Below are 24,417 nucleotides of genomic sequence, written 5' to 3'. Positions count from 1 at the left end.
ACTGGCGGTTTTTTGTTTTCACAGGAACCCGGCTCAGTCCGCCAGGCGCCAGGTCGTCCCACCCTTGCCGTCTTCCAGCACCACGCCCATGGCGGTGATCCGGTCGCGGATACGGTCGGATTCCGCCCAGTCCTTGTTCGCTCGTGCTGCCAGCCGCGCCTGGATAAGCACTTCGACTTCAGCCGCATCGACCCGACCTTCGGCACCTGCCTGCAGGAAGTCATCAGCTTCCAACTGCAGGACACCGAGCACGCTGGCCAGTTCTTTCAGGCGTGCCGCCAGACCGGCCGCCGCCGCGAGATCGCTCTCGCGCAGGCGGTTGATCTCGCGCACCATCTCGAACAGCACCGCGCAGGCTTCCGGCGTACCGAAGTCGTCGTTCATCACCCGAGTGAAACGCTCGACGAACGCCTCGCCACCGGCCGCCGCTACATCCGGCAGGCCCTTCAACGCATGGTAGAAACGCTCCAGGGCGCCCTTCGCATCCTTGAGATTGCCTTCCGAATAGTTGATGGCACTGCGGTAGTGGCTCGACACCAGCAGGTAACGCACGACTTCCGGGTGATACTTGTCCAGCACATCGCGAATGGTGAAGAAGTTGTTCAATGACTTGGACATCTTCTCGCCATTGATGCGAATCATGCCGCAATGCATCCAGGCATTGGCGTAGGTCTTGCCGGTGGCCGCCTCGCTCTGGGCGATTTCGTTTTCATGGTGCGGAAACTCGAGGTCGCTGCCGCCGCCATGGATATCGAAGGTCTCGCCCAGGCAGCAGGTGGACATCACCGAGCATTCGATGTGCCAGCCAGGACGCCCGGCGCCCCACGGTGACGCCCAGCTCGGCTCGCCGGGCTTGGCGCCTTTCCACAGGACGAAATCCAGCGGATCCTGCTTGGCTTCATCGACTTCGATTCGCGCACCGATGCGCAGGTCTTCGATTTTCTTGCGCGACAACTTGCCATAGCCCATGAACTTGGCGACGCGGTAGTACACGTCGCCATTGCCCGGCGCATAGGCATACCCCTTGTCGATCAGGGTCTGGATCATGGCCAGCATGCCCGGGATATGGTCCGTGGCCCGCGGCTCCATGTCCGGCTTGAGGATATTCAGGCGCGCCTCGTCCTCGTGCATCGCCACAATCATGCGCTCGGTCAGCACGTCGAACGATTCGCCGTTCTCGTTGGCCCGATTGATGATCTTGTCGTCGATGTCGGTGATATTGCGCACATACGTCAGGTCGTACCCGCTGAAACGCAACCAGCGGGTCACCAGGTCGAAGGCAACCATGCTGCGACCATGGCCCAGGTGGCAGTAGTCATACACGGTCATCCCGCAGACATACATGCGCACCTTGTTGCCATCCAGGGGCTTGAAGACTTCTTTGCTCTTGCTGAGCGTGTTGTAGATCGTTAGCACAACGGCTTCCTTAAAGAATCACTGGCCCCACGAATCACGCAAGGTCACGGTACGGTTGAATACCGGAGCACCGGGTTTCGAGTCCTTGATATCCGCGCAGAAGTAACCTTCACGCTCGAACTGGAAACGGTCTTCCGGCTGTGCATTGCCCAGCGAGGGTTCAGCACGACAACCGGTGAGCACTTGCAGCGAGTCAGGGTTGATGTTGTCCAGGAAACTGGCGCTGTCTTCGGCTTTCTCGGGGTTGGCCGAACGGAACAGGCGATCGTACAGGCGCACTTCGCACTCGACGCTGGCCGCCGCCGGCACCCAGTGGATCACGCCCTTGACCTTGCGGCCCTCGGGGTTCTTGCCCAGGGTCTGCGGGTCGTAGGAGCAGCGCAGCTCGACGATATTGCCGTCGGCATCCTTGATCGCTTCGTCGGCACGGATCACGTAGCTGCCGCGCAGGCGCACTTCACCGGCAGGCTCCAGGCGCTTGTAGCCCTTGGGCGGCTCTTCCATGAAGTCGTCGCGATCAATGTAGATCTCACGGGCGAACGGCAATGCGCGCACGCCCATGTCTTCTTTCGGGTGGCGCGGCAGTTCGAGGTTCTCGACCTGGCCTTCCGGATAGTTGGTGATCACGACTTTCAACGGACGCAGCACGCACATGGCCCGCGGTGCGCTGTGATCGAGGTCGTCACGGATGCTGAACTCCAGCATGCCGAAGTCCACCACACCATCGGAACGGTTGGTGCCGACCATTTCGCAGAAGTTGCGGATGGATTTCGGCGTGTAGCCACGACGACGGAAGCCCGAGAGCGTCGACATGCGTGGGTCGTCCCAACCGTTGACGTGCTTCTCGTCCACCAGTTGCTTGAGCTTGCGCTTGCTGGTGATGGTGTAGTTCAGGTTCAGACGGCTGAACTCATACTGACGTGGATGCGCCGGCACGGACAGGTTGTCGAGGAACCACTCATACAGCGGACGATGGCTTTCGAACTCCAGGGTGCAGATCGAATGAGTGATGCCTTCGATGGCATCCGATTGACCATGGGTAAAGTCGTAGTTCGGGTAGATGCACCACTTGTCGCCGGTCTGGTGGTGATGCGCGTGGCGGATGCGATACATGATCGGGTCGCGCAGGTTCATGTTCGGCGAAGCCATGTCGATCTTGGCCCGCAACACCCGGGCACCGTCCGGGAACTCACCGGCGCGCATGCGTGCGAACCAGTCGAGGTTCTCTGCCACCGAACGCTCGCGGAACGGGCTGTTCTTGCCCGGCTCGGTCAGGCTGCCTCGGTATTCCTTGGCCTGCTCGGGGGTCAGGTCGTCGACATAGGCCTTGCCGGCCTTGATCAACTCCACCGCCCAGTCGTGCAACTGGTCGAAATACTGCGAGGCATAGCGCACTTCGCCGGACCATTCGAAACCCAGCCACTTGACGTCGCTTTCGATGGCGTCGATGTATTCCTGGTCTTCCTTGGCCGGGTTGGTGTCGTCGAAACGCAGGTGCGTGACGCCACCGAACTCCTGGGCCAGGCCGAAGTTCACGCAGATCGACTTGGCGTGGCCGATGTGCAGGTAGCCGTTGGGCTCAGGCGGGAAGCGCGTCACGATCCGGGTGTGCTTGCCCGAGTCCAGGTCGGCCTGAATGATCGGGCGCAGGAAGTTGACCGGGACAGCCGGTCCGGTCTTGGCGTTCGAGGTAGGGTCGACAGTGGGCTTGCTCATAGGATCCTTGGGCTTGCGGATGCGCGGCCGGGGGCGGCCTGATCAATCAAAACGGGTATCATAGCCGATGCGATCAGGCAGCCGACAGTGGCGCGCCGAAAACGGCGGCTATTAATAGTCCGAGAATAAAAAACCGCCTCGAAATTCCCGCGCCTCACGCTAAACTGCGCAACCTGGCTGCTTTATGCCAGACAGGTTCGGACCCGCGGGCGCCACCCGCGCTCCGAAGCCCACGAATTCCTTCAAAGAGTAGCCAAGATGACCCAAGTCAAACTGACCACCAACCACGGCGAAATCGTCCTGGAACTGAATGCCGAGAAAGCCCCGATCACCGTGGCCAACTTCATTGAGTACGTCAACGCCGGCCACTACGAAAACACCGTTTTCCACCGTGTGATCGGCAACTTCATGATCCAGGGCGGCGGTTTCGAGCCTGGCATGAAAGAAAAGAAAGACAAGCGCCCAAGCATCCAGAACGAAGCCGACAACGGTCTGCCGAACGAGAAGTACAGCGTCGCCATGGCCCGTACCATGGAGCCGCATTCGGCCTCCGCGCAGTTCTTCATCAATGTCACCGACAACAGCTTCCTGAACCACAGCGCCAAGACTGTCCAGGGCTGGGGCTACGCGGTATTCGCCAAAGTGGTTTCCGGGACTGAAGTGGTCGACAAGATCAAAGGCGTGGCCACCACCATGAAGGCCGGCCACCAGGACGTACCAGCAGAAGACGTGATCATCGAGAAAGCCGAGATCATTGAGTGATATTGCTGATTTCAGATTTGCATCTGGAAGAGGAGCGCCCGGACATCACCCGGGCGTTTCTGGATTTCCTCGCCGGACGCGCCCGTTCGGCACAAGCACTGTACATCCTGGGCGATTTTTTCGAAGTCTGGATCGGCGACGATGCCATGACCCCCTTTCAACGCTCGATCTGCGCAGCCTTGCGCGCATTGAGTGACAGTGGCACGCAGGTTTTCCTGATGCACGGCAATCGCGACTTCCTGCTCGGCAAGGCTTTTTGCAAAGAAGCCGGTGCGACCCTGCTCAAGGACCCGAGCGTGGTGCGGATGAATGACGAGCCGGTGCTGCTGATGCACGGCGACAGCCTGTGCACTCGGGACGAGGCCTATATGCGCCTGCGTCGCTATCTGCGCAACCCCATCACCTTGTTCATCCTTCGGCACCTGCCACTACACACTCGCCACAAGCTGGCGCGCAAACTGCGCAGTGAAAGCCGAACGCAGACGCGGATGAAAGCCAATGACATTGTTGATGTGACACCGGATGAGGTGGTGCAGGTCATGCAGCAGCATGGCGTGCAAACCCTGATCCACGGCCACACCCATCGACCGGCCATTCACAAGTTGCAGCTCGGTACGCAAGCCGCGAAACGGATTGTGCTGGGGGATTGGGATCGCCAGGGCTGGGCCTTGCAGGTGGATGAGCAGGGTTTCCAGCTGGCAGCGTTTGATTTCACCCCGCCAGCCTGACAACAGAATCCCGTGTGACGAAGGGGCCTGCCCCCAATGCCGTTCATTCAGCGGCATGGCATATTGAAAACGCCACACCACTGTGGGAACGGTGCTTGCCCGCGAAGAGGCCCTTGAGGCCGCTAAAAGCTTCGCGGGCAAGCTCCACTCCCACAGGGATCGTGTTCGCCCCTAACTGAAAGACATTGGGGCTTACTCCTCGCCACATCGGTAGCTAGCCGTCAGTGCCCGGCCGCCGCCGGCCCGGCCTTCGCCGCGAACGGCGGCTTGGCCAGCCATACCAACAGCATCAAGGCCATAAAACCCCAGCCCAGCAGCGTGAAGTAATCCACGGTCGAGAGCATGTAGGCCTGGCTGGTGAGCACCTGATCCAACTGGGCATAAGCCCGGCTGCCCGCCCCGCCGAGATTGCCCAGGGCATCACGGGTCGCCGGGTCGAAGGGAGTGATGCTTTCACTCAGGTAAGCATGGTGCTGGTCCGCCCGGCGAATCCAGATCCAGGTCGTCAGCGAGGCCGCGAAGCTCCCCCCCAGCGTACGCAGGAAGGTGGCCAGGCCGGCACCATCGGCGATCTGGCTCGGCGGCAGGTCCGACATCAGGATGCTCAAGGTCGGCATGAAGAACAACGCCACGCCGATCCCCATGAACAGTTGCACCATGGCGACATGCTGGAAGTCCACCTCGTTGGTGAAACCGGCGCGCATGAAGCAGCTCAGGCCGATCGCCAGGAACGCCAGGCCGGCGAGCAAGCGCAGGTCGACCTTGTTGGCATATTTACCGACGAAAGGCGACATCAACACCGGCAGGATCCCGATTGGCGCCACTGCCAACCCGGCCCAGGTCGCGGTGTAGCCCATCTGGGTCTGCAGCCACTGCGGCAGGATCAGGTTGATACCGAAGAACCCGGCGTAGCCAAGGACCAGCACAATGGTGCCGATGCGGAAATTGCGGTAGGCGAACAGGCGCAGATTGACCACCGGATGCTTGTCCGTCATTTCCCAGATCACGAACACCGACAGGGCAATCGCCGAGATGACCGCACCGATCACGATGAAGTTCGACTCGAACCAGTCCAGGTCATTGCCCTTGTCGAGAATCACCTGCAAGGCGCCCACACCAATGATCAGGGTCAGCAAGCCGACATAGTCCATCGGCTGGCGACTGATCTCCACCGGTCGGGCCTTGAGTTGCTGACGGACCACCATGGCCGCGAATACGCCGATAGGCACATTGATAAAGAAGATCCACGGCCAGCTGTAGCTGTCGGTGATCCAGCCGCCAAGAATCGGCCCGGCTATCGGCGCGACCACCGTGACCATCGCCAATAGCGCCAGGGCCATGCCGCGCTTGGCCGGTGGATAGACCGCAATCAGCAGTGTCTGGGTCATCGGGTACAACGGCCCGGCGACCAGCCCTTGCAGCACACGAAAGCCCACCAGCTCAGGCATCGAGGTGGAAATACCGCAGAGGAACGATGCCATTACAAAGAGAATCGTCGCCCAGATAAACAGTTTCACCTCGCCAAAGCGCCGACTCAGCCAGCCGGTCAGCGGCAAGGCAATGGCATTGCTCACGGCAAAGGAGGTGATGACCCAGGTGCCCTGCTCCGAACTCACCCCCAGGTTGCCGGAAATGGTCGGCAAGGCCACGTTGGCGATGGTGGTGTCGAGCACCTGCATGAAGGTCGCCAGCGACAGGCCGATGGTACTGAGCAACAGGCTGGGCGGTGTGAAAGATGCGTTCGAGCTCATCGCGAATCCTTGGAAACGAGGCAGGTGCCGCGACGTTCGGGTCGCGGCTGGATTGGCGACTCAGCGTTGCACGGTTTTCGTCGCGATAGCGCTGTTTTCATGGATCAGGCGGGTAATCTCCGCATCGGCATCGGCCAGTTGCTGCCCATACACATCGGTGCTGAACGAAGCCTTTTGTGGCGGCTGCTGGGCCAACACCGGACCGCTCTGATCATGCAGATTGACTTCGACCTGGGTCGACAGGCCGACCCGTAGCGGGTGCTTGGCCAGCTCTTCGGCATTGATGTGAATGCGCACCGGCACCCGCTGGACGATCTTGATCCAGTTGCCGGTGGCGTTCTGCGCCGGCAGCAGGGCAAAGGCACTGCCGGTACCGGCGCCGAGGCTGTCGATGGTGCCGCTGAATTTCACCGAACTGCCATACAGGTCGGCCTCGATGTCCACGGGCTGGCCGATGCGCATATCACGCAGTTGGGTTTCCTTGAAGTTGGCATCGATCCATAGCTGATCCAGGGGAATCACCGCCATCAGCGCGGCACCCGGTTGCACCCGCTGGCCCAATTGCACGGTGCGCTTGGCGACATAACCGGTGACCGGCGCAATCAGGGTGGTCCGCGCGTTGGCCAGATATGCCTGGCGCAGTTGCGCGGCCGCGGCTTTGACATCCGGGTGATTGGACACCACGGTGTCGTCCACCAGGGCATTGCTGCTATTGAGTTGATGCTGGACGTTGCTCAGTGCGCTCTGGGCGGAGGTCAGGTCGTCACGGGCATGGGACAGCTCTTCCTGGGAAATCGCGCCACCGGCCGCCAGGTTCTTGCGACGGGTGAAGTTTTCCTGGGCCTTCTGCACCGCCGCCTTCTGTTCAGCGACCTGGGCCCGCATGCCATCGACATTGCTATACAAGCCACGGACCTGGCGCACAGCCTTGGCCAAGTTGGCCTCGGCGCTTTGCAAGCCGATCTTGGCGTCGCTCGGATCGAAGTTCACCAGCACCTGGCCGGCGTGCACCAGGTCGCCATCATCGGCACCGATGCTGACCACGGTGCCAGTGGCCAGCGGCGTGACTTCCACCACGTTGCCGTTGACGTAGGCGTCGTCGGTGCTTTCATTCCAGCGCCCGTAGACCTCGTACCAGCCCCAGACCCCCAGCCCGCCCAGGATCACCAGCAGGGTAAGACCGGTCAGCATGACCTTGCGCTTGCGGGAATTGCCAGCGTCCCGGGTTGTTTCAGTTGCGTTCGTTTCAGTGGCCATGGCAGGTACCTTGAATTAATAAGTCTGAGCCGAGGGGCGGGGGGCGCTCGAGGCGATATTGTCAGCCTGGAAACCACCGCCCAGGGCCTGCATCAACTGGATGGAAAAATCGATCTGCTGGGCATTCAGGTCCGCCAGTTGACGCTGGGCCTGCAACAGGGTCTGCTCGATGGTGAGCACGTCCAGGTAGTTGCCGATGCCGGCGCCATAACGCTGCAACACGGTGTTGTAGGAGTCCTGGGCGATATCCGCCGCGTGTTGCTGGGCCACGATCTGCTGGCCGAGGGCGCGCAACTGCTGGAGGGTGTCGCTGACATCGCCCAGGGCCTGGACCAGGCTCTTGTTGTACTGCGCCACCGCCAGGTCGTAGTCGGCGTCCTTGGCGTCGAGACCGGCGCGCAGTCGACCGCCGTCGAAGATCGGCAGCGAGACGGTCGGGGCAATGCTGAAGAAGCGGCTGGGGGAGCCGAACAGGGCGTCACCCAGCAGCGACTCACCACCGGCGGCGGCACTCAGGTTGAGATTGGGATAGAAGCGGGTCTTGCCGGCGGCAATGTCCTTGCTCGCGGCCTCGACGCGCCAGCGTGCGGCCACCAGGTCAGGACGCCGTCCCAGCAGTTCCGCCGGGAGTACCGACGGCAAGGCCACGGCGCTCGGCTGGAGAATCTTCGGTCGGGCAATTTCATTACCGCGATCCGGCCCCTTGCCCAACAGTACAGCCAGGGCGACCTTGGCGCTTTGCAGTTTTTTCCCGGCGTCGATCACCTGTTCCTCGGCACTGGCGGCCAGGCTTTCGGTCTGCTGGTACTGGTAGTGGCTGTCAATCCCGGAGCTCAGCCGGCGTTTGCCCAGGTCCAGCAGTTTGTGGGTGCGCTGCAGGTCATCATTGGCCAGGTCGTAGACGATATGCGCCTGCCCCAGGTTGCTGTAGGCCCGCGCCACGTCGGCGGCGAGGGTCAACTGCGCGGCCTGGCGGTCAACTTCGGCGGCACGCGCCTGACCCAGAGCGGCTTCCCAGGCGTCACGCTGGCCGCCCCAGAGGTCGAAGCTGTAGTTGAAGCTGACACCGAGCTTGCGCACGGTGTCGTAGACCCCGCCGCGACCGCTGGGGTCCTGATCCCGTGCCAGACGCGAACGGCTGACACTGCCGCTGGCATCAAGGGTCGGCAACCGCGCCGCATCGGCGGCATAGGCCGCTGCGCTGGCTTGGTGCGCCCGTGCACTGGCGACCTGCATATCGGGGCTGTCATGCAAGGCTTCGCGGATCAGACCATCGAGTTGCGGATCGCCGAGGCTTTTCCACCAGTCGTTTTTCGGCCAGGCCGCCGGTGACAGGGTCACGCCCTTGAGGGATTGTGCGGCCTTGAGGTTTTTCGCCTCGAGGCTGACGCCTTCGGTGTGCAGGCCGCTGTAGCTGGCGCAACCGGCCAGGAGCATCGACAGGAACACCAGGCTGAAGCCGGTATGCAGGGTTTTACTGCTCATTTTTTTCACCCACCCGCAGCAGGGTGATCGAGTCCCCGGCCGCCAGCAAAATTTTCTTCAGGATGCTCTCCAGAGTCCGCAGCTCTTGCTCGGTGACAGCTCCCGCCAGCTCGTTCATCGCATCGGCACCGATTTCCGGCAAACGGTCGGCGAGGACCTGCCCCTGGGCCGTGAGCACCAGTTGGACCTGGCGCCGATCACCCTCCGAGCGCCGACGGGCGAGCAGTTCTTTCTGCTCCAGGCGATCGAGCATGCGGGTCATCGAACCGCTGTCCAGGGACAGATGGCGGCACAGCTCGGCCGGGGTATCGACGCCGAACTGGGCCATGATGATCAGCACCTTGAACTGCGCGGCGGTGATGCCGTACGGCACCATATGGGTGTCAATGATCCGGTCCTTGAGCAACGCGGCACGCCCCAGGAGCAAGCCGAGGTGGCAGTTGTGAAAGTCGTCCGGGGTGAAATGCTTCATGAGGCCACCAAAAGCTGCTTAGGCAGAGAGTTGGTGAGATATTACTGCTTAGGCAGCTAATGTCAAAACATTAGTTAGCAGGCTTTTTATTTTCCCGATAAAAGGCCGAGGACGGAATAGATAACTCTAGACACACCTTTGAATTCGATGTCTGATAGTGGGGCGACTAGGCTTCCCTGACATACCTGACAAGGAGTCACAGGTGAAAAGCAGGGATTTGATCGCCGAACTGGAGGCCGCGGGCTGGACGCTGCAACGAATCAGGGGCAGTCATCATGTATTTGTCCACCCCAGCAGCCCCCACTCGATCCCCGTGCCACATCCTAAGAAGGATCTGCCGCCCGGGACCATCAGAAGCATCAGAAAACGGGCGGGCTTGCTATGAACCCGCTCAGTCAGGAGACCATCATGCAATATCCCATCGCCATCGAATGGGGTGATGAACACACCGCCATCGGCATCCAGATTCCGGATATTCCAGGGGCCGTGACCGCCGGCGATACCTTCGAGGAGGCCTATAATGCCGCCCTGGAAATCGCCCACATCCTGCTCGAGGAGATCGTTTCGAACGGCCAGCCCGTGCCGACGCCATCGCCCTCCTTCACCCATCGGAAAAATCCCGAGTTCGCGGACATGGGCTGGGGCATGCTGGAAATCGATATCTCGCCCTATCTGGGCAAGACCGAGAAGGTCAACGTCACCCTTCCCGGCTTTGTGATCCAGCGTATCGACCGTTACGTACGCGACCACCGGATCAAGAGCCGCTCGTCGTTCCTGGCGGACGCGGCGCTGGAAAAGCTGGTCCGTACTTAAGCGCCGGTAAAGGCCGGGACACCGCTGTGGAAGCGGAATTCGCCGTCGGGCGACTCGATCAGTTCCTGTTCGACCGCCCGCACCCGCTCGATGACCCTGTCGATGTCCTCGGCGTCGCCGTACTGGTAGGCCAGTTTCAGGTAACCCTGGAAATGCCGGGCCTCGCTCTTGAGCAAGCCGAAGTAGAACTTGCCCAGCTCCTCGTCCAGGTGCGGCACCAGCGCTTCGAAGCGCTCGCAGCTGCGTGCCTCGATAAAGGCGCCAACCACCAGGGTGTCCACCAGCTTGACCGGTTCATGACTACGGACCGCCTTGCGCAGCCCTGAGGCATAACGACCGGCGGACAACTGCCGCAGCTCGATCTTGCGCCGTTTCATCAGGCGCATGACCTGTTCGTGGTGCACCAGCTCTTCCCGGGCCAGGCGCGACATCAGGTTGATCAGGTCGACATGGGAATGGTACTTGGCGATCAGGCTCAAGGCGGTGCTGGCCGCCTTGAACTCGCAGTTCTTGTGGTCGATCAGCAGGGTTTCCTGATCCGCCAGCGCCGCCTGCACCCAGCCTTGCGGGGTTGGGCAGCCGAGGAATTCGTGGATTTCCGGCAGATTCACAGGAAAGCTCCCGTCACAGGAAAGGCTTGGCAGGGGTGCAACACGGGAATAGTCGACATGGGACTCACAAAACCGGGGATCAGGCAGGACGAGGCCGCCGATTATACGGGCCCCGGGGCAGATCGCCAGCCGTCGCCCTTGATATGCATCAAGGTCGCAGTCGGCAGACTGCAACTATAGTTGTAGCAAGTCGCCTTCAGCCTTCCCCGGAGCACCCCGACCATGCAAGCCATCCGCAGCATCCTGGTGATACTCGACCCCGACCACGCCCACAGCCTGGCCCTCAACCGCGCCAAGCTGATCGCCGGCGTCACGGATGCGCACCTGCACCTGCTGATGTGCGACCCCAAACAGGACCACAGCGCCCTGCTCAGCCTGCTCAAGAGCCAGTTGCATGATGACGGCTATAGCGCCACGGCCGAGCAGGCCTGGGACAAGACCCTGCATGAGACCATCATCGGCGTGCAACAGGCCGAAGGCTGCGGCCTGGTGATCAAACAGCACCGCCCCGACAGCCCGCTGAAGAAAGCCCTGCTGACCCCTTCCGACTGGAAACTGCTGCGCTACTGCCCCTCCGCCGTCTTGATGGTCAAGACCGAGACACCCTGGTCAGGCGGGGTAGTTCTGGCGGCGGTGGACGTGGGCAATGCCGACGATGAACACCGGCACCTGCACGCCAGCATCATCGATCACGGCTATGACATCGCCAGCCTGGCCAAGGGCCATTTACACGTTATCAGCGCTCACCCCTCGCCGATGCTGTCGGCCACCGATCCGGTGTATCAGCTCAGGGAAACCATCGAAGGCCGTTATCGCGATCAATGCCGGGACTTCCAGGCGCAATTCGATGTCGATGACGAGCACCTGCATATCAAGGAAGGCCCCGCCGACGTGCTGATCCCCCATATGGCCCGCACGCTCGGGGCTGCAGTGACGGTGATCGGCACGGTGGCGCGTAGTGGGATTTCAGGGGCACTGATCGGCAATACCGCGGAAGTGGTGCTCGATGCACTGGAAAGCGATGTGCTGGTGCTCAAACCCCAGGAAATCATCGATCATCTGGTGGAAACGGCACCGCGGCCCTGAAGGTATCAGGCAGCCTTGCGATCGCCTTCGCGGGCAAGCTCCGCTCCCACAGGGATTCGCGTCGGACCTGGAGTTTGTGTGAGGCCGAAAACCTGTGGGAGCGGAGCTTGCCCGCGAAGAGGCCAGAACAGACACCACAACCTCAGGCGCCGTACGCATCCTTGAGGAAGCCCGGCGCGATATAGCGCTGGTAATGCGCCTCGGACAGCAGGAAAAACTCCCGGTCGATGGCATCACGCAACTCGGGCAGGCCCCAGTCGCGAAACTCCGGCAACAATACCATGCCGTAGGCCTCCAACTGGCTGATCACCCGCGCGCCGCGGGCAATCAACTGGTACGCCCAGCAATATTCCGACTGATGGGGCACGAAGCGAATCTTCCGGGCTTCCAGCTGCTGGCGCAGCCTGGGCGGATCGAACACCTCGATCTTGGCCACCATGACCTGCACCAGCAATTGCTCCAGGCGCAACCACACCGCACGCTTTTCTTCCTCGTTGTAGCCGTTCCAATGGATGACTTCATGATGGAAGCGCTTGCAGCCGCGGCACACCAGATCACCGTAAACAGTGGAACAGAGGCCGACGCAGGGGGTCTTGATGGTCTGATTGGACATGGGCAGGGGTCACGCGGAAAAGCAAAACAGGCCCGCATGTTAGCCCTTTGTCTAACAAGGGTCACCCCCGAACCTGAAGGGCTTAACTTACCTTTCTCCGGAATATGCCGTAGAATCGGCCTGCCTTTTTAGGCGCCAATGTCCGTTGGAAGCTGTTTTCAAAGCGTCACGAGCACAGTGCAGGGGGAAATCACGTCCGAGGACGCTTCATCCCTCGGGCGTAAATCGCCCTCAACCCTAAAGAACGGCGTTGGCGTGGGATTTTCCGCCCGGAAGTCCCTGCGCCAACCCTCATCAGCTCCCGTTCCGCAGGCGTAAAACTTTGAAAACAGCTTCTGTTGGAAAGCGTGGAAACTCTGGCTAAGCGGCTCAAAAAGCCCCGCAGCGCATGAGTGCCGTGCATTTCTGGATGAGCGTCCCGGACACCCATTTGGGACCACTGATGAGGGTAATAACTGTGCTTGAAGCCTACCGCAAACATATCGAAGAGCGTGCCGCACTGGGCATCGTGCCCCAGCCGCTTAACGCCGAACAAACCGCAGGCCTGGTCGAGCTGCTGAAGAATCCCCCGGCTGGCGAAGAAGCTTTCCTCGTTGACTTGATCACCAACCGCGTTCCACCTGGAGTGGACGAGGCGGCCTACGTCAAGGCCGGTTTCCTTTCCGCCCTGGCCAAGGGCGAAGTCAAATCCCCCCTGATCGACAAGAAGCGCGCGGTAGAACTGCTCGGCACCATGCAGGGCGGCTACAACATCGTGACCCTGGTCGAGCTGCTGGACAACGCCGAGCTGGCCGCCGTTGCCGCCGCACAACTCAAGCACACCCTGCTGATGTTCGATGCCTTCCACGACGTCGCGGAAAAAGCCAAGAAGGGTAATGCTCACGCCAAGGAAGTAATCCAGTCCTGGGCCGACGGCGAGTGGTTCAAAAACCGCCCGGTACTGGCCGACAAGATCAGCCTGCGCGTATTCAAGGTCACTGGCGAAACCAACACCGACGACCTGTCGCCGGCTCCTGACGCCTGGTCGCGTCCGGATATCCCGCTGCACGCACTGGCCATGCTGAAAATGGCCCGTGACGGCATCGTGCCTGACCAGCAAGGCGCGATCGGCCCGATGAAACAGATCGAGCAGATGCGCAACGACGGCTTCCCGATCGCCTACGTCGGTGACGTGGTCGGTACCGGTTCGTCGCGTAAATCGGCAACCAACTCGGTGCTGTGGTTCTTCGGCGACGACGTCCCTTACGTGCCGAACAAGCGCGCAGGCGGCTTCTGCTTCGGCAGCAAGATCGCCCCGATCTTCTACAACACCATGGAAGATGCCGGCGCACTGCCGATCGAGTTCGACGTTACCAACATGAACATGGGCGACGTGATCGACCTGTACCCGCATGCTGGCAAAGTCACCAAGCACAACAGCGATGAAGTCCTGACCACCTTCGAAATGAAGACCCCGGTCCTGCTCGACGAAGTCCGTGCCGGCGGCCGTATTCCGCTGATCATCGGCCGTGGCCTGACCGAAAAGGCGCGCGCCGAACTGGGCCTGCCACCTTCGACCCTGTTCAAGCTGCCGGAAGCCCCGGCCGAAAGCACCAAGGGCTATACCCTGGCGCAGAAAATGGTCGGCAAGGCCTGCGGCGTGACAGGCGTTCGTCCTGGCACCTACTGCGAGCCGAAGATGACCACCGTCGGTTCCCAGGACACCACTGGCCCGATGACCCGCGACGAGCTGAAAGACCTGGCCTGCCTGGGCTTCTCCACCGACCTGGTGATGCAGTCGTTCTGCCACACCGCGGCCTATCCGAAGCCGATCGACGTCACCACGCACCACACCCTGCCCGACTTCATCATGACCCGTGGCGGTGTGTCCCTGCGTCCGGGCGACGGCATCATCCACAGCTGGCTGAACCGCATGCTGCTGCCGGACACCGTCGGTACCGGTGGTGACTCCCACACCCGTTTCCCGATCGGCATCTCGTTCCCGGCCGGTTCCGGCCTGGTGGCTTTCGCCGCCGCCACTGGCGTGATGCCACTGGACATGCCGGAATCGATCCTGGTGCGTTTCAAGGGCAAGCTGCAACCAGGCGTCACCTTGCGTGACCTGGTTCATGCCATCCCTTACTACGCCATCCAGAAAGGCCTGTTGACCGTCGAGAAGAAAGGCAAGAAAAACGCCTTCTCCGGTCGCATCCTGGAAATCGAAGGCCTGGAAACCCTGACCGTCGAACAGGCTTTCGAACTGTCCGACGCCTCGGCCGAACGTTCCGCCGCCGGCTGCACCATCAAGCTGTCGAAAGAGTCGATCGCCGAGTACCTGAAGTCGAACATCACCCTGCTGCGCTGGATGATCGGCGAAGGCTACGGCGATGCCCGCACCCTGGAGCGTCGTGCCCTGGCGATGGAAGCCTGGGTCGCCAACCCTGAGCTGCTGGAAGCCGACAAGGACGCCGAGTACGCGGAAATCATCGAAATCGACCTGGCCGACGTCAAGGAGCCTGTGCTCTGCGCGCCGAACGACCCGGACGATGCCCGTCTGCTCTCCAGCGTTGCCGGCGAGAAGATCGACGAAGTGTTCATCGGCTCCTGCATGACCAACATCGGTCACTTCCGCGCTGCGGGCAAGTTGCTGGAACAGGTCAAAGGCCAGCTGCCAACCCGTCTGTGGCTGTCGCCGCCGACCAAGATGGACGCTCACCAGCTGACCGAAGAAGGCTACTACGGCATCTACGGCAAGGCTGGCGCACGCATGGAAATGCCGGGCTGCTCGCTGTGCATGGGTAACCAGGCACGGGTAGAACCGAACTCCACCGTGGTTTCGACTTCGACCCGTAACTTCCCGAACCGTCTGGGCGACGGCGCGAACGTCTACCTGGCTTCGGCCGAGCTGGCGTCCGTGGCTTCGATCCTGGGTCGCCTGCCGACCGTCGAGGAATACATGGAGTACGCCGGCAAGATCGACAGCATGGCTGCCGACGTCTACCGCTACCTCAGCTTCGACCAGATCGCCGAGTTCCGTGAAGCTGCGGCGAACGCCAAGATTCCGGTCGTTCAAGCCTAAGCTGTACGCGCAATAGAAAAAGCCCCGACTTGTCGGGGCTTTTTTATGCCTGCTGTCCCCTCAGCGAGCCGCTCAATGTGGCGAGCGGGCTTGCCCGCGCTCGACTGCGCAGCAGTCGCAAAACCGGAATCCTTGATCCGCCTGACAAACCGAGCTCGCCGGTTTTAGGGCCGCTTCGCGGCCCAGCGCGGGCAAGCCCGCTCACCACAAGTAAGAAGTACGCTTACTGGCGCACCAACCGCAGGTTCTGAAATGCGACCTTCTCCGTACTGCGATACGGATTGATGTCCAACCCGCCCCGCCGCACATAACGCGCATACACGGTCAACTTCTCCGGCTTCAGCAAGCGCTGCAGGTCAAGGAAGATCCGCTCCACGCATTGCTCGTGGAAGTCCGAGTGCTGACGAAAGCTCACCAGGTAAGCCAGCAGGCTCGCGTGATCCAGCGCCGCACCGCGATACTCCACGACCACACTGCCCCAGTCCGGCTGGCTGGTCACCGGGCAATTGGACTTGAGCAAATGACTGTGTACGACCTCCTCGACCACCCGTGACGCATCGCAACGCAGTAGCTCCGGACGCGGATGGGCGTAGTCACTGACGCTGATCTCCAGGTCGTCGATACACGCACCCGGCAAGGCGACCATTCCCTCGGCCTGCACCTCGCTCAATCGGCGAACCCGCACGCCCACCGGTTTTCCAGCGGCCGCCGACAGATCGGCACGCAGCACCGCTTCCAGGCTGGCGGTATCGACGAACGGCGTCTGGTTCAGGGAATTGAGGTACAGCTTGAAGGATTTGGATTCGATGATATTCGGCGAATCCGCCGGGATGCTGAACTCACCGATCGCCACCACCGGCTTACCGGACGGCAGCAGCCAGGACAACTCGAAGCAGTTCCAGAAATCCACGCCGACATATGGCAGGGTCTCGGCGCTCAGGCCCAGTTCGGCCCATTTGGCCGCCCGCGGAATCGGGAACAACAAGGACGGCGTGTAGGTGGCGATGTACTCACTGGACTTGCCCAGTGGCGAGTGTTCGGCGGCGGGATGCATGACAAAAACCTGACTGAATAAACCCCGCCAGTCTATCGCAATTCACCCGCGCGCACGAAAGCCCCCGGCCTGGTCGGGGCACTTCAAGGCGCGACCTTCAACGTCCCGACCATTCCCGCCTGGTAATGCCCGGGAATATTGCAGGCAAACTGCAGATTCCTGGCCTGGCTGAAGGTCCAGGTCAGTTCGGCGCTCTTGCCCGGTTCCACCAGCACGCTGTTGGGATCGTCATGCTTCATCGCATGCCCCATGGCCGCGTGGTCCATGCCGGCCATATTCATATCGCCCATCTGCATGCCGGTGGCCGTCAACTGGCCGCCCTGCTGCATCTTGAGCATCTCCTGCTGATGCTCGGCATGCGCCGCCGCGTGCCCCAGGTTGAATTCATGCAACAGATGGCCTTTATTGATCAGCACGAAACGCACGGTTTCACCGGCCTTCACATCCAGCTCCTTGGCACTGAAGGCAATATCGCTCATGGTCACCTCAACAGTGCGCGTGGCCTTGCTCGCCGGCGCCGGCTGGCCGAAGTCGTAGCTGCCCGCAGGCGAGGCCCAGACCGGCAAGCTCAGGACCAGCAAACCGACAAGCAGCAGGCTGTTACGCAAAAACATAGTCACACTCCAACTTCGATGGGCTCCAGATTGTGTGAAACTGTAAGGCCAGGTCGCTGGCATTGAGCTGACCCGCAGATTACAACTTTGTCAGCTTGCCCCCGTCCATCGCGTGCTCGGTATAACGCTCCCGTTCCATTTGCCACGAGTCATCCATGAAACTGCTGATCGTCGAAGACCAACCGAAAACCGGCCAATACCTGCGCCAGGGCCTGAGCGAGGCCGGTTTCAACACCGAACTGGCGGCCGACGGCATCACCGGCCAGCACTTGGCGCTGACCGGCGACTATGCCTTGCTGATCCTCGACGTCATGCTGCCCGGGCGCGATGGCTGGCAGATCCTCCAGGCCGTGCGCAGTGCCGGCCTGGACATCCCCGTGCTGTTCCTGACGGCCCGCGACGCCGTCGAGGACCGGGTCCATGGGCTGGAACTGGGCGCCGACGACTACCTGGTCAAGCCGTTCGCCTTTTCCGAACTGCTGGCCCGGGTCCGCAGCCTGCTGCGCCGGGGCAGCGCGGCCACCCAGGAAACCCACCTGCAACTGGCCGACCTGCGCCTGGACCTGATTCGCCGCCGGGTCGAGCGCGCCGGACAGCGCATCGACCTGACCGCCAAGGAGTTCGCCCTGCTGGAAATGCTGTTGCGTCGCCAGGGCGAAGTACTGCCCAAATCCCTGATCGCCTCCCAGGTCTGGGACATGAATTTCGACAGCGACACCAATGTCATCGAAGTGGCGATCCGCCGCCTGCGCCTGAAGGTCGATGACAGCCACCCACACAAGCTGATCCACACCGTGCGCGGCATGGGTTATGTCCTTGAAGAGCGCAACGCCTGATGCGCCGCCTGTCCCTGGGCGGCCGCCTGGCCCTGCTGTTCGCCGCTTGCACCGCCGTGGTTTCGTTGAGCGCGGGCGTACTGTTCAACCGCGCCAGCGAGTCGCATTTTGTCGAACTCGACCAGCAACTGCTCGATGCGCGTCTGGCGGCGTTGCGGGGCACCCTCGCGGGGGTCGTAAGCCTCGACGACTTCCAGCAACGCCGCGAACGGCTGCCCGCCGAACTCAACCTCAGCCCTGATCTGGCCTTGCGGGTCAGCGGAGCCGATGGCCGGCGCTGGTTCAATGCCGCGAACGCCCTGCCCGGCGACCTGCCGACGCAAGCCGGGCTTACCAGCCTGCGGATCGAGGGCACCGCCTATCGGGTCTTCAATGCCCCGCTGGACCCGAACAAGAGCGACTCTCCCCAATTGACCCTGATCCTAGACATCACTCATCACCAGCATTTCCTGCAGCGCATGCAGCACCTGATCTGGCTGACGGTCAGTCTTTCAGCCCTGGCCACCGCCCTGCTCGGTGCCTGGGCCGCGCGCAGCGGCTTGCGGCCCTTGCGGCGCATGAGCGAAATCGCTGCCGGGGTCTCGGCCAGCTCGCTGACCCAGCGCCTGCCCGAGGAACAGATGCCGCCGGAACTGGCGGAGCTGGCGCAGTCGTTCAATGCCATGCTCGCGCGCCTGGATGACTCGTTCCAGCGACTCTCGGCCTTCTCCGCCGATATCGCCCATGAACTGCGCACACCGCTGTCGAACCTGCTGACCCATACCCAGGTCACCCTGACACGACCGCGTACCCTGGAGGACTATCGCGAAACCCTGCACAGCAACCTCGAAGAGCTGCAATGGATGGCGCAATTGGTCAACGACATGCTCTACCTGGCCAAGGCCGACCACGGGTTGCTGACGCCGCGCCGCGAAGCGCTCGAGCTGGCCGATGAGGTGGATGCCCTGCTGGAGTTCTTTACCCCGCTGGCGGAAGAGAATCGAGTACGGCTCAAGCGCGAGGGCAAGGCGAGCCTGGCCGGTGATCGCGGCATGCTGCGGCGGGCGCTGTCCAATCTGCTGGACAATGCCTTGCGCTTCACTCCCGAAGAAGGCGAGATCGTGGTCAGACTGGAGAATGTAGCGCAGGGCCTGCGGGTCAGCGTCGAGAATACGGGGGAAGGTATCGCGTCGGGGTTGCTGCCACAGCTGTTCGACCGTTTTTATCGGGCCGACCCGGCACGTCGTGAAGGCAGCAATGAACACGCGGGGTTGGGGCTGGCGATTACCCAGTCGATCGTTCGGGCCCATGGTGGGCAGATTCACTGTAAATCAGAGGCGGGTTGGACGCGGTTCGTGATTGACCTACCCACCTCTCACTGACACAACACCCTTTGTGGCGAGCGGGCTTGCCACTGGCGCCATCCCGGATTACGAATAACGCAAGGCATGCGCCGGCTCGATCTTCGCCGCCCGATACGCCGGATACAGCGTCGCCAGGAAACTGAGGATAAACCCGGCCGAACAGATCAACAGCACATCCCCGCCCTGCAACTGCGATGGCAGGTTACTGACGAAATACACGTCGGAACTGAAGATATGCTGCCCGCTGACCCGCTCGATCCAGCCCACGATCTGGCTGACATTCAACGCCGCGATCACCCCCAGCACACCGCCGATCAGAGTCCCGACAATCCCGATCACCGTGCCCTGGACCATGAAGATCGCCATGATCTGCCGGGGCGTGGCGCCGATGGTGCGCAGGATCGCGATGTCCGCGCCCTTGTCGTTCACCACCATGATCAGGGTCGCGATGATATTGAACGCCGCCACCGCGACGATCATCAGCAACAACAGGCCGATCATGGTCTTTTCCATTTTCATGGCACTGAACAGGCTGCCCTGGGTATGGGTCCAGTCATCGGCCTTGAAATCGCTGCCCAGGCCAGTGGCGATGTCCGTGGATACCTGCGGCGCTGCATACAGGTCCTTCACCGCCAGCCGCACGCTCTGCACCTGGTTCGGCCGCCAGTGCTGGATATCCGCGGCATCGCTCATATGGATCAACGCCATGGAGCCGTCCAGCTCAGCACCGACCTTGAACACCCCGACCACGTTCAAGCGTTGCAGGCGCGGGGTAATGCCTCCGGGCTCGGTGCTGGGCTCCGGGACAATCAGGGTCAGCTTGTCGCCGACATTCACCCGGAAGCGCCGCGCGGTGATCTCACCGATCACCACCCCGAACTCACCCGCTTTCAGATCTTCCAGGCGGCCCTGGACAATATGCTGGGCAACGATCGACACCTTGCCTTCCTGGGCCGGATCGACGCCACTGATCTGGATCGGCTGCATCGCCCCCTTGTAGGAGAGCATGCCATCCATTTCGGTAAAGGGTACCGCCGCCGTCACTTCAGGGTTCTTCAGCGCCGCGGCGGCCACCGGTTGCCAGTCGTCGATGGGCTTGACGCCAACGATGGTGGCGTGGGGCACCATGCCGAGGATCCGCGAGCTCATCTCCTTCTGGAAACCGTTCATCACCGACAGCACCACGATCATCGCCAGCACGCCCAGGGCGAGGCCGATCATCGAGGTCATCGAGATAAAAGAGACAAAACGGTTGCGGCGCTTGGCGCGGGTATAGCGCGTGCCGATGAAAATCGATAACGGTCTGAACATTCGCTGGCCACCGTAGAAAAATAATCGACCCGACACCCGTGCAATTCAACGGGTGCAGGTCCTGGCGAATCAGATAGCGACGAGTTTGCCGTCTTCCAGGTGCAATACACGATCCATCTGCCGGGCCAGGTTCATGTCGTGGGTCACCACCAGGAACGCCGTGCGCATCGAGGTGCTGAGCTCCAGCATCAGGTCCTGGATGCCCTGGGCGGTGTGGTGGTCGAGGTTACCGGTGGGCTCGTCGAGCATCACCAACCCCGGCTTGTTCACCAGGGCCCGGGCAATCGCCACGCGCTGGCGCTCGCCGCCGGACAACTCCGACGGCTTGTGCTCCAGGCGATGACCGAGGCCGACCCGCTCCAGCAATGCCGTGGCACGCTGACGGGCCTCGGGAATCGCGGTGCGCCCGATCAGCAGCGGCATGCAGACGTTCTCCAGCGCGGTGAACTCGGGCAACAGGTGGTGGAACTGGTAAACGAACCCCAGCGAACGGTTGCGCAGCAGGCCACGGGCTTTCTCGCCCAGGGCGGAAAGCTCCTCGCCGGCCAGCCAGACGCTGCCCTGGGACGGCGTGTCGAGGCCGCCAAGGAGGTTGAGCAAGGTACTTTTGCCCGAACCCGAGCTGCCGACGATCGCCACCCGCTCGCCGGCGTGCAGCTCCAGTTGCAGGCCCGACAGGACCACCACCGACTCCGGGCCTTCCTCGTAGGACTTGCCCAGATTGCGGCAACTCAGCACTGCTTTTTCACTCATGCCCAACTCACTCATAACGTAGCGCCTCCGCAGGCTGGGTGCGCGCCGCACGCCAGGCTGGATACAGGGTGGCGAGGAAACTCAGGAGCAATGCCGCACCGCAGACCATCAACACATCCTCGGCCATCAACTGGGACGGCAGGTAGTCGATGAAGTACACGTCGGCATTGAGAAACTTGTGGCCGATCAGGCGCTCGAGGGCGGCGATCGCGGCGCTGACGTTCAGTGCGGCGAGGATGCCGACCACCGCGCCGATCAGCGTACCGATCACCCCGATCACGGTGCCCTGGACCATAAAGATCGCCATGATCTGCCCCGGCGTGGCGCCCAGGGTGCGCAGGATGGCGATATCGCCCTTCTTGTCATTCACCACCATCACCAGGGTCGAGATGATGTTGAACGCCGCCACTGCCACGATCAGCAGCAACAGCAGGCCGATCATGGCCTTTTCCATCTTGATCGCCTGGTACAGGTTGCCGTGGGTACGGGTCCAGTCACGGGCGTAGTAATGACCATCGCCCAACTGCTGGGCAATCTCCCACGCCGTGCGCGGCGCCTGGAACAGGTCGTCGAACTTCAGGCGCAGGCCCTGCACCTGATCCGGCTTCCAGCGGTGCAGGCGCGCCAGGTCGTCAAGATTGGTCAGGCCAAGGTAGCCGTCCAGCTCACCGGCGCCGACATGGAAGATGCCGACCACGGTGAAGCGTTTCATTCGCGGAAACATGCCCGCCGGGGTCACCGTGACTTCCGGGGCGACGAAGGTCAGCTTGTCGCCAAGGCCGACGCCCAGTTTGGTCGCGGCCTTGTCGCCGATGACGATGCCGAAGCTGCCGGGGGTCAGCGCATCGAGCTGCCCCTGCCGCATGAACTGGTCAATGATCGAGACCTTGCGCTCCTGCACCGGGTCAATGGCATTGAGGATCACCTTCTGCACCTGGCCGTTGTTGGTCAACAAGCCCTGCATCTGGGTGAATGGCGCAACCGCCAGCACTTTCGGGTTCTTCAGGACCTTGTCGGCCAGCGCCGGCCAATGGCTGATCGGCTCGTCGGACTCGATGGTCGCGTGGGGCACCATGCCCAGCACGCGGGTGCGCATCTCATGATCGAAGCCGTTCATCACCGAGAGCACCACGATCATCACGACCACGCCAAGCGCGAGTCCGATCATCGAAGTCAGGGAAATGAAAGACACAAAATGATTGCGACGCTTTGCACGGGTATAACGCGTGCCAATAAATACGAAGAGTGGTCTGAACATGTCGGGGCTTGTTCGGAGGAAAAGAAGACGTCCTTGTGGCGAGGTAGGGTCAGCAGCTTTACACTCAGACCATCACCTCTGCCTTGGGTTCGCCATGTCGACATTAGATGAAGAAGATCGCCGCGAATACTACCGTATCGAGGACACGATCGCACTGGAAATCCGCCCCCTGTCCGCCCCTGACGCGGCGAGCAAGGAAGTGTTGCAGGATGCTTCGCCGCTCTTCAACCTGCTGAGCGAACTGCACCTGAGCGAATTCGAGTCGCAGCATCTATTACGCCAGGTCAGCGAGCGCGACCGTAGCCTGACTGCCTTCCTCAAGGCCCAGAACAGGCGCATCGACCTGCTGGGCCAGGTGATGGCCTATTCGGTCCTCGGCGAGTTCGGCGAACTGCAGCGGGTGATCATTTCCGAGGGTGGCCTTGAGTTCGAGCACCATATGGCCTATGCCATCGGCAGCCACCTGGCGGTCAAGATGGTACTGATGCCCCAGGCGCACGGGTTGCTGCTGCGAGCCAAGGTGACCCATTGCGCGCCCCGCAGCTTCGGCACCTTTGATCTGGGTACCGAATTCGAAGCATTGACCGACGCCCAACGCCAGTTGCTGGCGCGGCATATCTTGCAGAAACAGGCGCAGGAGCGACGCCAGGCCCGGGAGCAGAACGGTACCGAGGCCAGTTGAGCCGTTGCGGCGGCTGCCAGCCCATCGTATTAACCTTGTAACAGCATTCCCCCCCGAAGGAGCAGTCGTGACTCTGATTTATGGCCATCGTGGCGCCAAAGGTGAAGCACCGGAAAACACCCTGACCAGTTTCCAGGAATGCCTCAAGCACGGCGTACGCCGCTGCGAACTGGACCTGCACCTGTCCATGGACGGGGAACTGATGGTCATCCATGACCCGACCCTCAAGCGCACCACCGACCGCCGCGGCAAGGTAGTCGAGCATTCCGCCGCCGAACTGGTGACTTATGACGCGCGCCAGGGCGGTCCGGGCTGGATCAAGCCCTGCCCGATTCCACGCCTGGAAGAATTGTTCGAGCAGTGCGATTTCGAGCACTGGCAACTGGAAGTCAAGAGCGCCTCGCGCACCCGGGCGGCGACCACCGTGCTGGCGATCCGCGAAATGGCCCAGCGTTTCGGCCTGCTGGACAAGGTCACCGTCACCTCCAGCTCCCGGGAAGTGCTCAAGGCGGCCCTGGAACTGACTCCGGACCTGTCACGCGGACTGGTAGCCGAGTACGCCTGGCTCGACCCGTTGAAGGTCGCCCAGAGCTATGGCTGCGAGATTCTGGCGTTGAACTGGACACTCTGCACCCCGGAACGCCTGATCAAGGCTCAGCGCCAGGGTCTGCATGTGTCGGTGTGGACGGTCAACGAACCCGCGCTGATGCGCAGGCTCGCCGACTTCGGCGTCGATAGCCTGATTACAGACTTTCCCGGTTTGGCCATGGCCACACTTGGCAAAGGCTGAAATCGGTC

General features: G+C 61.8%; 23 protein-coding genes. 10 read left to right on the top strand and 13 right to left on the bottom strand.

What is annotated here, in order from left to right; all coding sequences use genetic code 11:
- Window positions 1–33: 33 nt before the first annotated feature.
- Window positions 34–1,416 carry a cysteine--tRNA ligase gene (cysS, locus tag M5B99_RS26085; RefSeq protein ID WP_248806761.1) on the bottom strand — a complete coding sequence of 461 codons (1,383 nt, stop codon included), beginning with the start codon at window positions 1,414–1,416 and terminating at the stop codon, window positions 34–36.
- 18 nt (window positions 1,417–1,434) lie between these two features.
- Entirely contained in the window at window positions 1,435–3,132 is a 1,698-nt protein-coding gene (locus tag M5B99_RS26080; RefSeq protein ID WP_248806760.1) for a glutamine--tRNA ligase/YqeY domain fusion protein, read from the bottom strand.
- 258 nt (window positions 3,133–3,390) lie between these two features.
- Here M5B99_RS26080 and M5B99_RS26075 point away from each other — a divergent pair, with 258 nt between their 5' ends.
- Window positions 3,391–3,894, top strand: coding sequence for a peptidylprolyl isomerase (locus tag M5B99_RS26075; RefSeq protein ID WP_248806759.1), 504 nt, complete (start codon window positions 3,391–3,393; stop codon window positions 3,892–3,894).
- Window positions 3,891–4,622: a UDP-2,3-diacylglucosamine diphosphatase gene (gene lpxH / locus M5B99_RS26070; RefSeq protein ID WP_248806758.1), complete on the top strand. Its 732-nt coding sequence runs from the start codon at window positions 3,891–3,893 to the stop codon at window positions 4,620–4,622. The genes M5B99_RS26075 and lpxH overlap by 4 nt, the downstream gene beginning before the upstream one ends.
- Window positions 4,623–4,843: 221 nt before the next feature.
- On the opposite strand, the gene M5B99_RS26065 is transcribed toward lpxH, so the two are convergent.
- Genes M5B99_RS26065 through M5B99_RS26050 form a run of 4 tightly spaced genes read right to left on the bottom strand, consistent with a single transcriptional unit; the run spans window position 4,844 to window position 9,587 of the window.
- The gene (locus M5B99_RS26065) at window positions 4,844–6,373 is read right to left on the bottom strand and encodes a DHA2 family efflux MFS transporter permease subunit (protein ID WP_248806757.1); all 1,530 of its coding nucleotides are present in this window, start codon (window positions 6,371–6,373) and stop codon (window positions 4,844–4,846) included.
- A gap of 60 nt (window positions 6,374–6,433) precedes the next feature.
- Window positions 6,434–7,630, bottom strand: coding sequence for an efflux RND transporter periplasmic adaptor subunit (locus tag M5B99_RS26060; RefSeq protein WP_248806752.1), 1,197 nt, complete (start codon window positions 7,628–7,630; stop codon window positions 6,434–6,436).
- Between the two features lie 15 nt (window positions 7,631–7,645).
- Entirely contained in the window at window positions 7,646–9,115 is a 1,470-nt protein-coding gene (locus M5B99_RS26055; protein ID WP_248806751.1) for an efflux transporter outer membrane subunit, read from the bottom strand.
- Window positions 9,105–9,587 carry a MarR family winged helix-turn-helix transcriptional regulator gene (locus M5B99_RS26050; protein ID WP_248806749.1) on the bottom strand — a complete coding sequence of 161 codons (483 nt, stop codon included), beginning with the start codon at window positions 9,585–9,587 and terminating at the stop codon, window positions 9,105–9,107. The genes M5B99_RS26055 and M5B99_RS26050 overlap by 11 nt, the downstream gene beginning before the upstream one ends.
- A gap of 202 nt (window positions 9,588–9,789) precedes the next feature.
- On the opposite strand from M5B99_RS26050, the gene M5B99_RS26045 reads away from it, so the two are divergent.
- Together M5B99_RS26045 and M5B99_RS26040 are read left to right on the top strand one after the other, a co-directional pair.
- The gene (locus M5B99_RS26045) at window positions 9,790–9,972 is read left to right on the top strand and encodes a type II toxin-antitoxin system HicA family toxin (protein ID WP_248806748.1); all 183 of its coding nucleotides are present in this window, start codon (window positions 9,790–9,792) and stop codon (window positions 9,970–9,972) included.
- Between the two features lie 23 nt (window positions 9,973–9,995).
- Entirely contained in the window at window positions 9,996–10,400 is a 405-nt protein-coding gene (locus M5B99_RS26040) for a type II toxin-antitoxin system HicB family antitoxin (RefSeq protein ID WP_248806746.1), read from the top strand.
- Here M5B99_RS26040 and M5B99_RS26035 read toward each other — a convergent pair.
- Window positions 10,397–11,011, bottom strand: a complete 615-nt coding sequence (locus M5B99_RS26035) for a tRNA-(ms[2]io[6]A)-hydroxylase (RefSeq protein WP_248806745.1) — start codon at window positions 11,009–11,011, stop codon at window positions 10,397–10,399. The genes M5B99_RS26040 and M5B99_RS26035 overlap by 4 nt on opposite strands.
- A 222-nt stretch (window positions 11,012–11,233) precedes the next feature.
- On the opposite strand from M5B99_RS26035, the gene M5B99_RS26030 reads away from it, so the two are divergent.
- The gene (locus M5B99_RS26030; protein ID WP_248806744.1) at window positions 11,234–12,097 is read left to right on the top strand and encodes a universal stress protein; all 864 of its coding nucleotides are present in this window, start codon (window positions 11,234–11,236) and stop codon (window positions 12,095–12,097) included.
- Window positions 12,098–12,239: 142 nt separating this feature from the next.
- On the opposite strand, the gene M5B99_RS26025 is transcribed toward M5B99_RS26030, so the two are convergent.
- Entirely contained in the window at window positions 12,240–12,710 is a 471-nt protein-coding gene (locus M5B99_RS26025) for a DUF1289 domain-containing protein (protein ID WP_248797583.1), read from the bottom strand.
- Between the two features lie 457 nt (window positions 12,711–13,167).
- On the opposite strand from M5B99_RS26025, the gene acnB reads away from it, so the two are divergent.
- On the top strand, window positions 13,168–15,768 hold the full coding sequence (acnB, locus tag M5B99_RS26020) for a bifunctional aconitate hydratase 2/2-methylisocitrate dehydratase (RefSeq protein ID WP_248806763.1): 2,601 nt from the start codon (window positions 13,168–13,170) through the stop codon (window positions 15,766–15,768).
- Between the two features lie 223 nt (window positions 15,769–15,991).
- Here acnB and queF read toward each other — a convergent pair whose 3' ends face one another.
- Both queF and M5B99_RS26010 read right to left on the bottom strand, forming a co-directional pair.
- Entirely contained in the window at window positions 15,992–16,822 is an 831-nt protein-coding gene (queF, locus tag M5B99_RS26015; protein WP_248806743.1) for an NADPH-dependent 7-cyano-7-deazaguanine reductase QueF, read from the bottom strand.
- Window positions 16,823–16,905: 83 nt separating this feature from the next.
- Window positions 16,906–17,436 (bottom strand): plastocyanin/azurin family copper-binding protein, encoded by a 531-nt coding sequence (locus M5B99_RS26010; RefSeq protein ID WP_248806742.1) that lies wholly within the window; start codon window positions 17,434–17,436, stop codon window positions 16,906–16,908.
- Between the two features lie 155 nt (window positions 17,437–17,591).
- Between M5B99_RS26010 and M5B99_RS26005 the strand changes: the two genes are divergently transcribed.
- Together M5B99_RS26005 and M5B99_RS26000 are read left to right on the top strand one after the other, a co-directional pair.
- Window positions 17,592–18,272, top strand: a complete 681-nt coding sequence (locus M5B99_RS26005; RefSeq protein ID WP_248806740.1) for a heavy metal response regulator transcription factor — start codon at window positions 17,592–17,594, stop codon at window positions 18,270–18,272.
- The gene (locus M5B99_RS26000; RefSeq protein ID WP_248806739.1) at window positions 18,272–19,633 is read left to right on the top strand and encodes a heavy metal sensor histidine kinase; all 1,362 of its coding nucleotides are present in this window, start codon (window positions 18,272–18,274) and stop codon (window positions 19,631–19,633) included. The genes M5B99_RS26005 and M5B99_RS26000 overlap by 1 nt, the downstream gene beginning before the upstream one ends.
- A gap of 48 nt (window positions 19,634–19,681) precedes the next feature.
- Here M5B99_RS26000 and M5B99_RS25995 read toward each other — a convergent pair whose 3' ends face one another.
- From M5B99_RS25995 to M5B99_RS25985, 3 genes are all read right to left on the bottom strand, one after another.
- On the bottom strand, window positions 19,682–20,926 hold the full coding sequence (locus M5B99_RS25995) for a lipoprotein-releasing ABC transporter permease subunit (RefSeq protein WP_248806738.1): 1,245 nt from the start codon (window positions 20,924–20,926) through the stop codon (window positions 19,682–19,684).
- A gap of 69 nt (window positions 20,927–20,995) precedes the next feature.
- On the bottom strand, window positions 20,996–21,679 hold the full coding sequence (gene lolD / locus M5B99_RS25990) for a lipoprotein-releasing ABC transporter ATP-binding protein LolD (protein ID WP_177126855.1): 684 nt from the start codon (window positions 21,677–21,679) through the stop codon (window positions 20,996–20,998).
- A 7-nt stretch (window positions 21,680–21,686) separates the two neighbouring features.
- Window positions 21,687–22,937: a lipoprotein-releasing ABC transporter permease subunit gene (locus tag M5B99_RS25985; RefSeq protein ID WP_248806737.1), complete on the bottom strand. Its 1,251-nt coding sequence runs from the start codon at window positions 22,935–22,937 to the stop codon at window positions 21,687–21,689.
- A 94-nt stretch (window positions 22,938–23,031) separates the two neighbouring features.
- Between M5B99_RS25985 and M5B99_RS25980 the strand changes: the two genes are divergently transcribed.
- Window positions 23,032–23,619: a PilZ domain-containing protein gene (locus tag M5B99_RS25980; protein ID WP_248806736.1), complete on the top strand. Its 588-nt coding sequence runs from the start codon at window positions 23,032–23,034 to the stop codon at window positions 23,617–23,619.
- 67 nt (window positions 23,620–23,686) lie between these two features.
- Window positions 23,687–24,409, top strand: a complete 723-nt coding sequence (locus M5B99_RS25975; protein WP_248806735.1) for a glycerophosphodiester phosphodiesterase — start codon at window positions 23,687–23,689, stop codon at window positions 24,407–24,409.
- Window positions 24,410–24,417 lie beyond the last annotated feature (8 nt).

It is taken from the genome of Pseudomonas sp. MWU13-2100 (genome assembly GCF_023242365.1).
Classification (GTDB): domain Bacteria; phylum Pseudomonadota; class Gammaproteobacteria; order Pseudomonadales; family Pseudomonadaceae; genus Aquipseudomonas.
Note: the sequence above shows the minus strand (reverse complement) of the source record. Positions and strands in the feature narration are given on the sequence as shown.

Bases quoted from the DNA above. Each gene is read 5' to 3' on its own strand.
- M5B99_RS26060 (WP_248806752.1), bottom strand. From the start codon at position 7,630: ATGGCCACTGAAACGAACGCAACTGAAACAACCCGGGACGCTGGCAAT.
- M5B99_RS26040 (WP_248806746.1), top strand. From the start codon at position 9,996: ATGCAATATCCCATCGCCATCGAATGGGGTGATGAACACACCGCCATC.
- M5B99_RS26050 (WP_248806749.1), bottom strand. From the start codon at position 9,587: ATGAAGCATTTCACCCCGGACGACTTTCACAACTGCCACCTCGGCTTG.
- M5B99_RS26065 (WP_248806757.1), bottom strand. From the start codon at position 6,373: ATGAGCTCGAACGCATCTTTCACACCGCCCAGCCTGTTGCTCAGTACC.
- M5B99_RS26005 (WP_248806740.1), top strand. From the start codon at position 17,592: ATGAAACTGCTGATCGTCGAAGACCAACCGAAAACCGGCCAATACCTG.
- M5B99_RS26010 (WP_248806742.1), bottom strand. From the start codon at position 17,436: ATGTTTTTGCGTAACAGCCTGCTGCTTGTCGGTTTGCTGGTCCTGAGC.
- M5B99_RS25980 (WP_248806736.1), top strand. From the start codon at position 23,032: ATGTCGACATTAGATGAAGAAGATCGCCGCGAATACTACCGTATCGAG.
- M5B99_RS26055 (WP_248806751.1), bottom strand. From the start codon at position 9,115: ATGAGCAGTAAAACCCTGCATACCGGCTTCAGCCTGGTGTTCCTGTCG.
- M5B99_RS26080 (WP_248806760.1), bottom strand. From the start codon at position 3,132: ATGAGCAAGCCCACTGTCGACCCTACCTCGAACGCCAAGACCGGACCG.
- lolD (WP_177126855.1), bottom strand. From the start codon at position 21,679: ATGAGTGAAAAAGCAGTGCTGAGTTGCCGCAATCTGGGCAAGTCCTAC.
- M5B99_RS25985 (WP_248806737.1), bottom strand. From the start codon at position 22,937: ATGTTCAGACCACTCTTCGTATTTATTGGCACGCGTTATACCCGTGCA.
- M5B99_RS26075 (WP_248806759.1), top strand. From the start codon at position 3,391: ATGACCCAAGTCAAACTGACCACCAACCACGGCGAAATCGTCCTGGAA.
- queF (WP_248806743.1), bottom strand. From the start codon at position 16,822: ATGCATCCCGCCGCCGAACACTCGCCACTGGGCAAGTCCAGTGAGTAC.
- M5B99_RS25995 (WP_248806738.1), bottom strand. From the start codon at position 20,926: ATGTTCAGACCGTTATCGATTTTCATCGGCACGCGCTATACCCGCGCC.
- M5B99_RS26030 (WP_248806744.1), top strand. From the start codon at position 11,234: ATGCAAGCCATCCGCAGCATCCTGGTGATACTCGACCCCGACCACGCC.
- M5B99_RS26000 (WP_248806739.1), top strand. From the start codon at position 18,272: ATGCGCCGCCTGTCCCTGGGCGGCCGCCTGGCCCTGCTGTTCGCCGCT.
- M5B99_RS26025 (WP_248797583.1), bottom strand. From the start codon at position 12,710: ATGTCCAATCAGACCATCAAGACCCCCTGCGTCGGCCTCTGTTCCACT.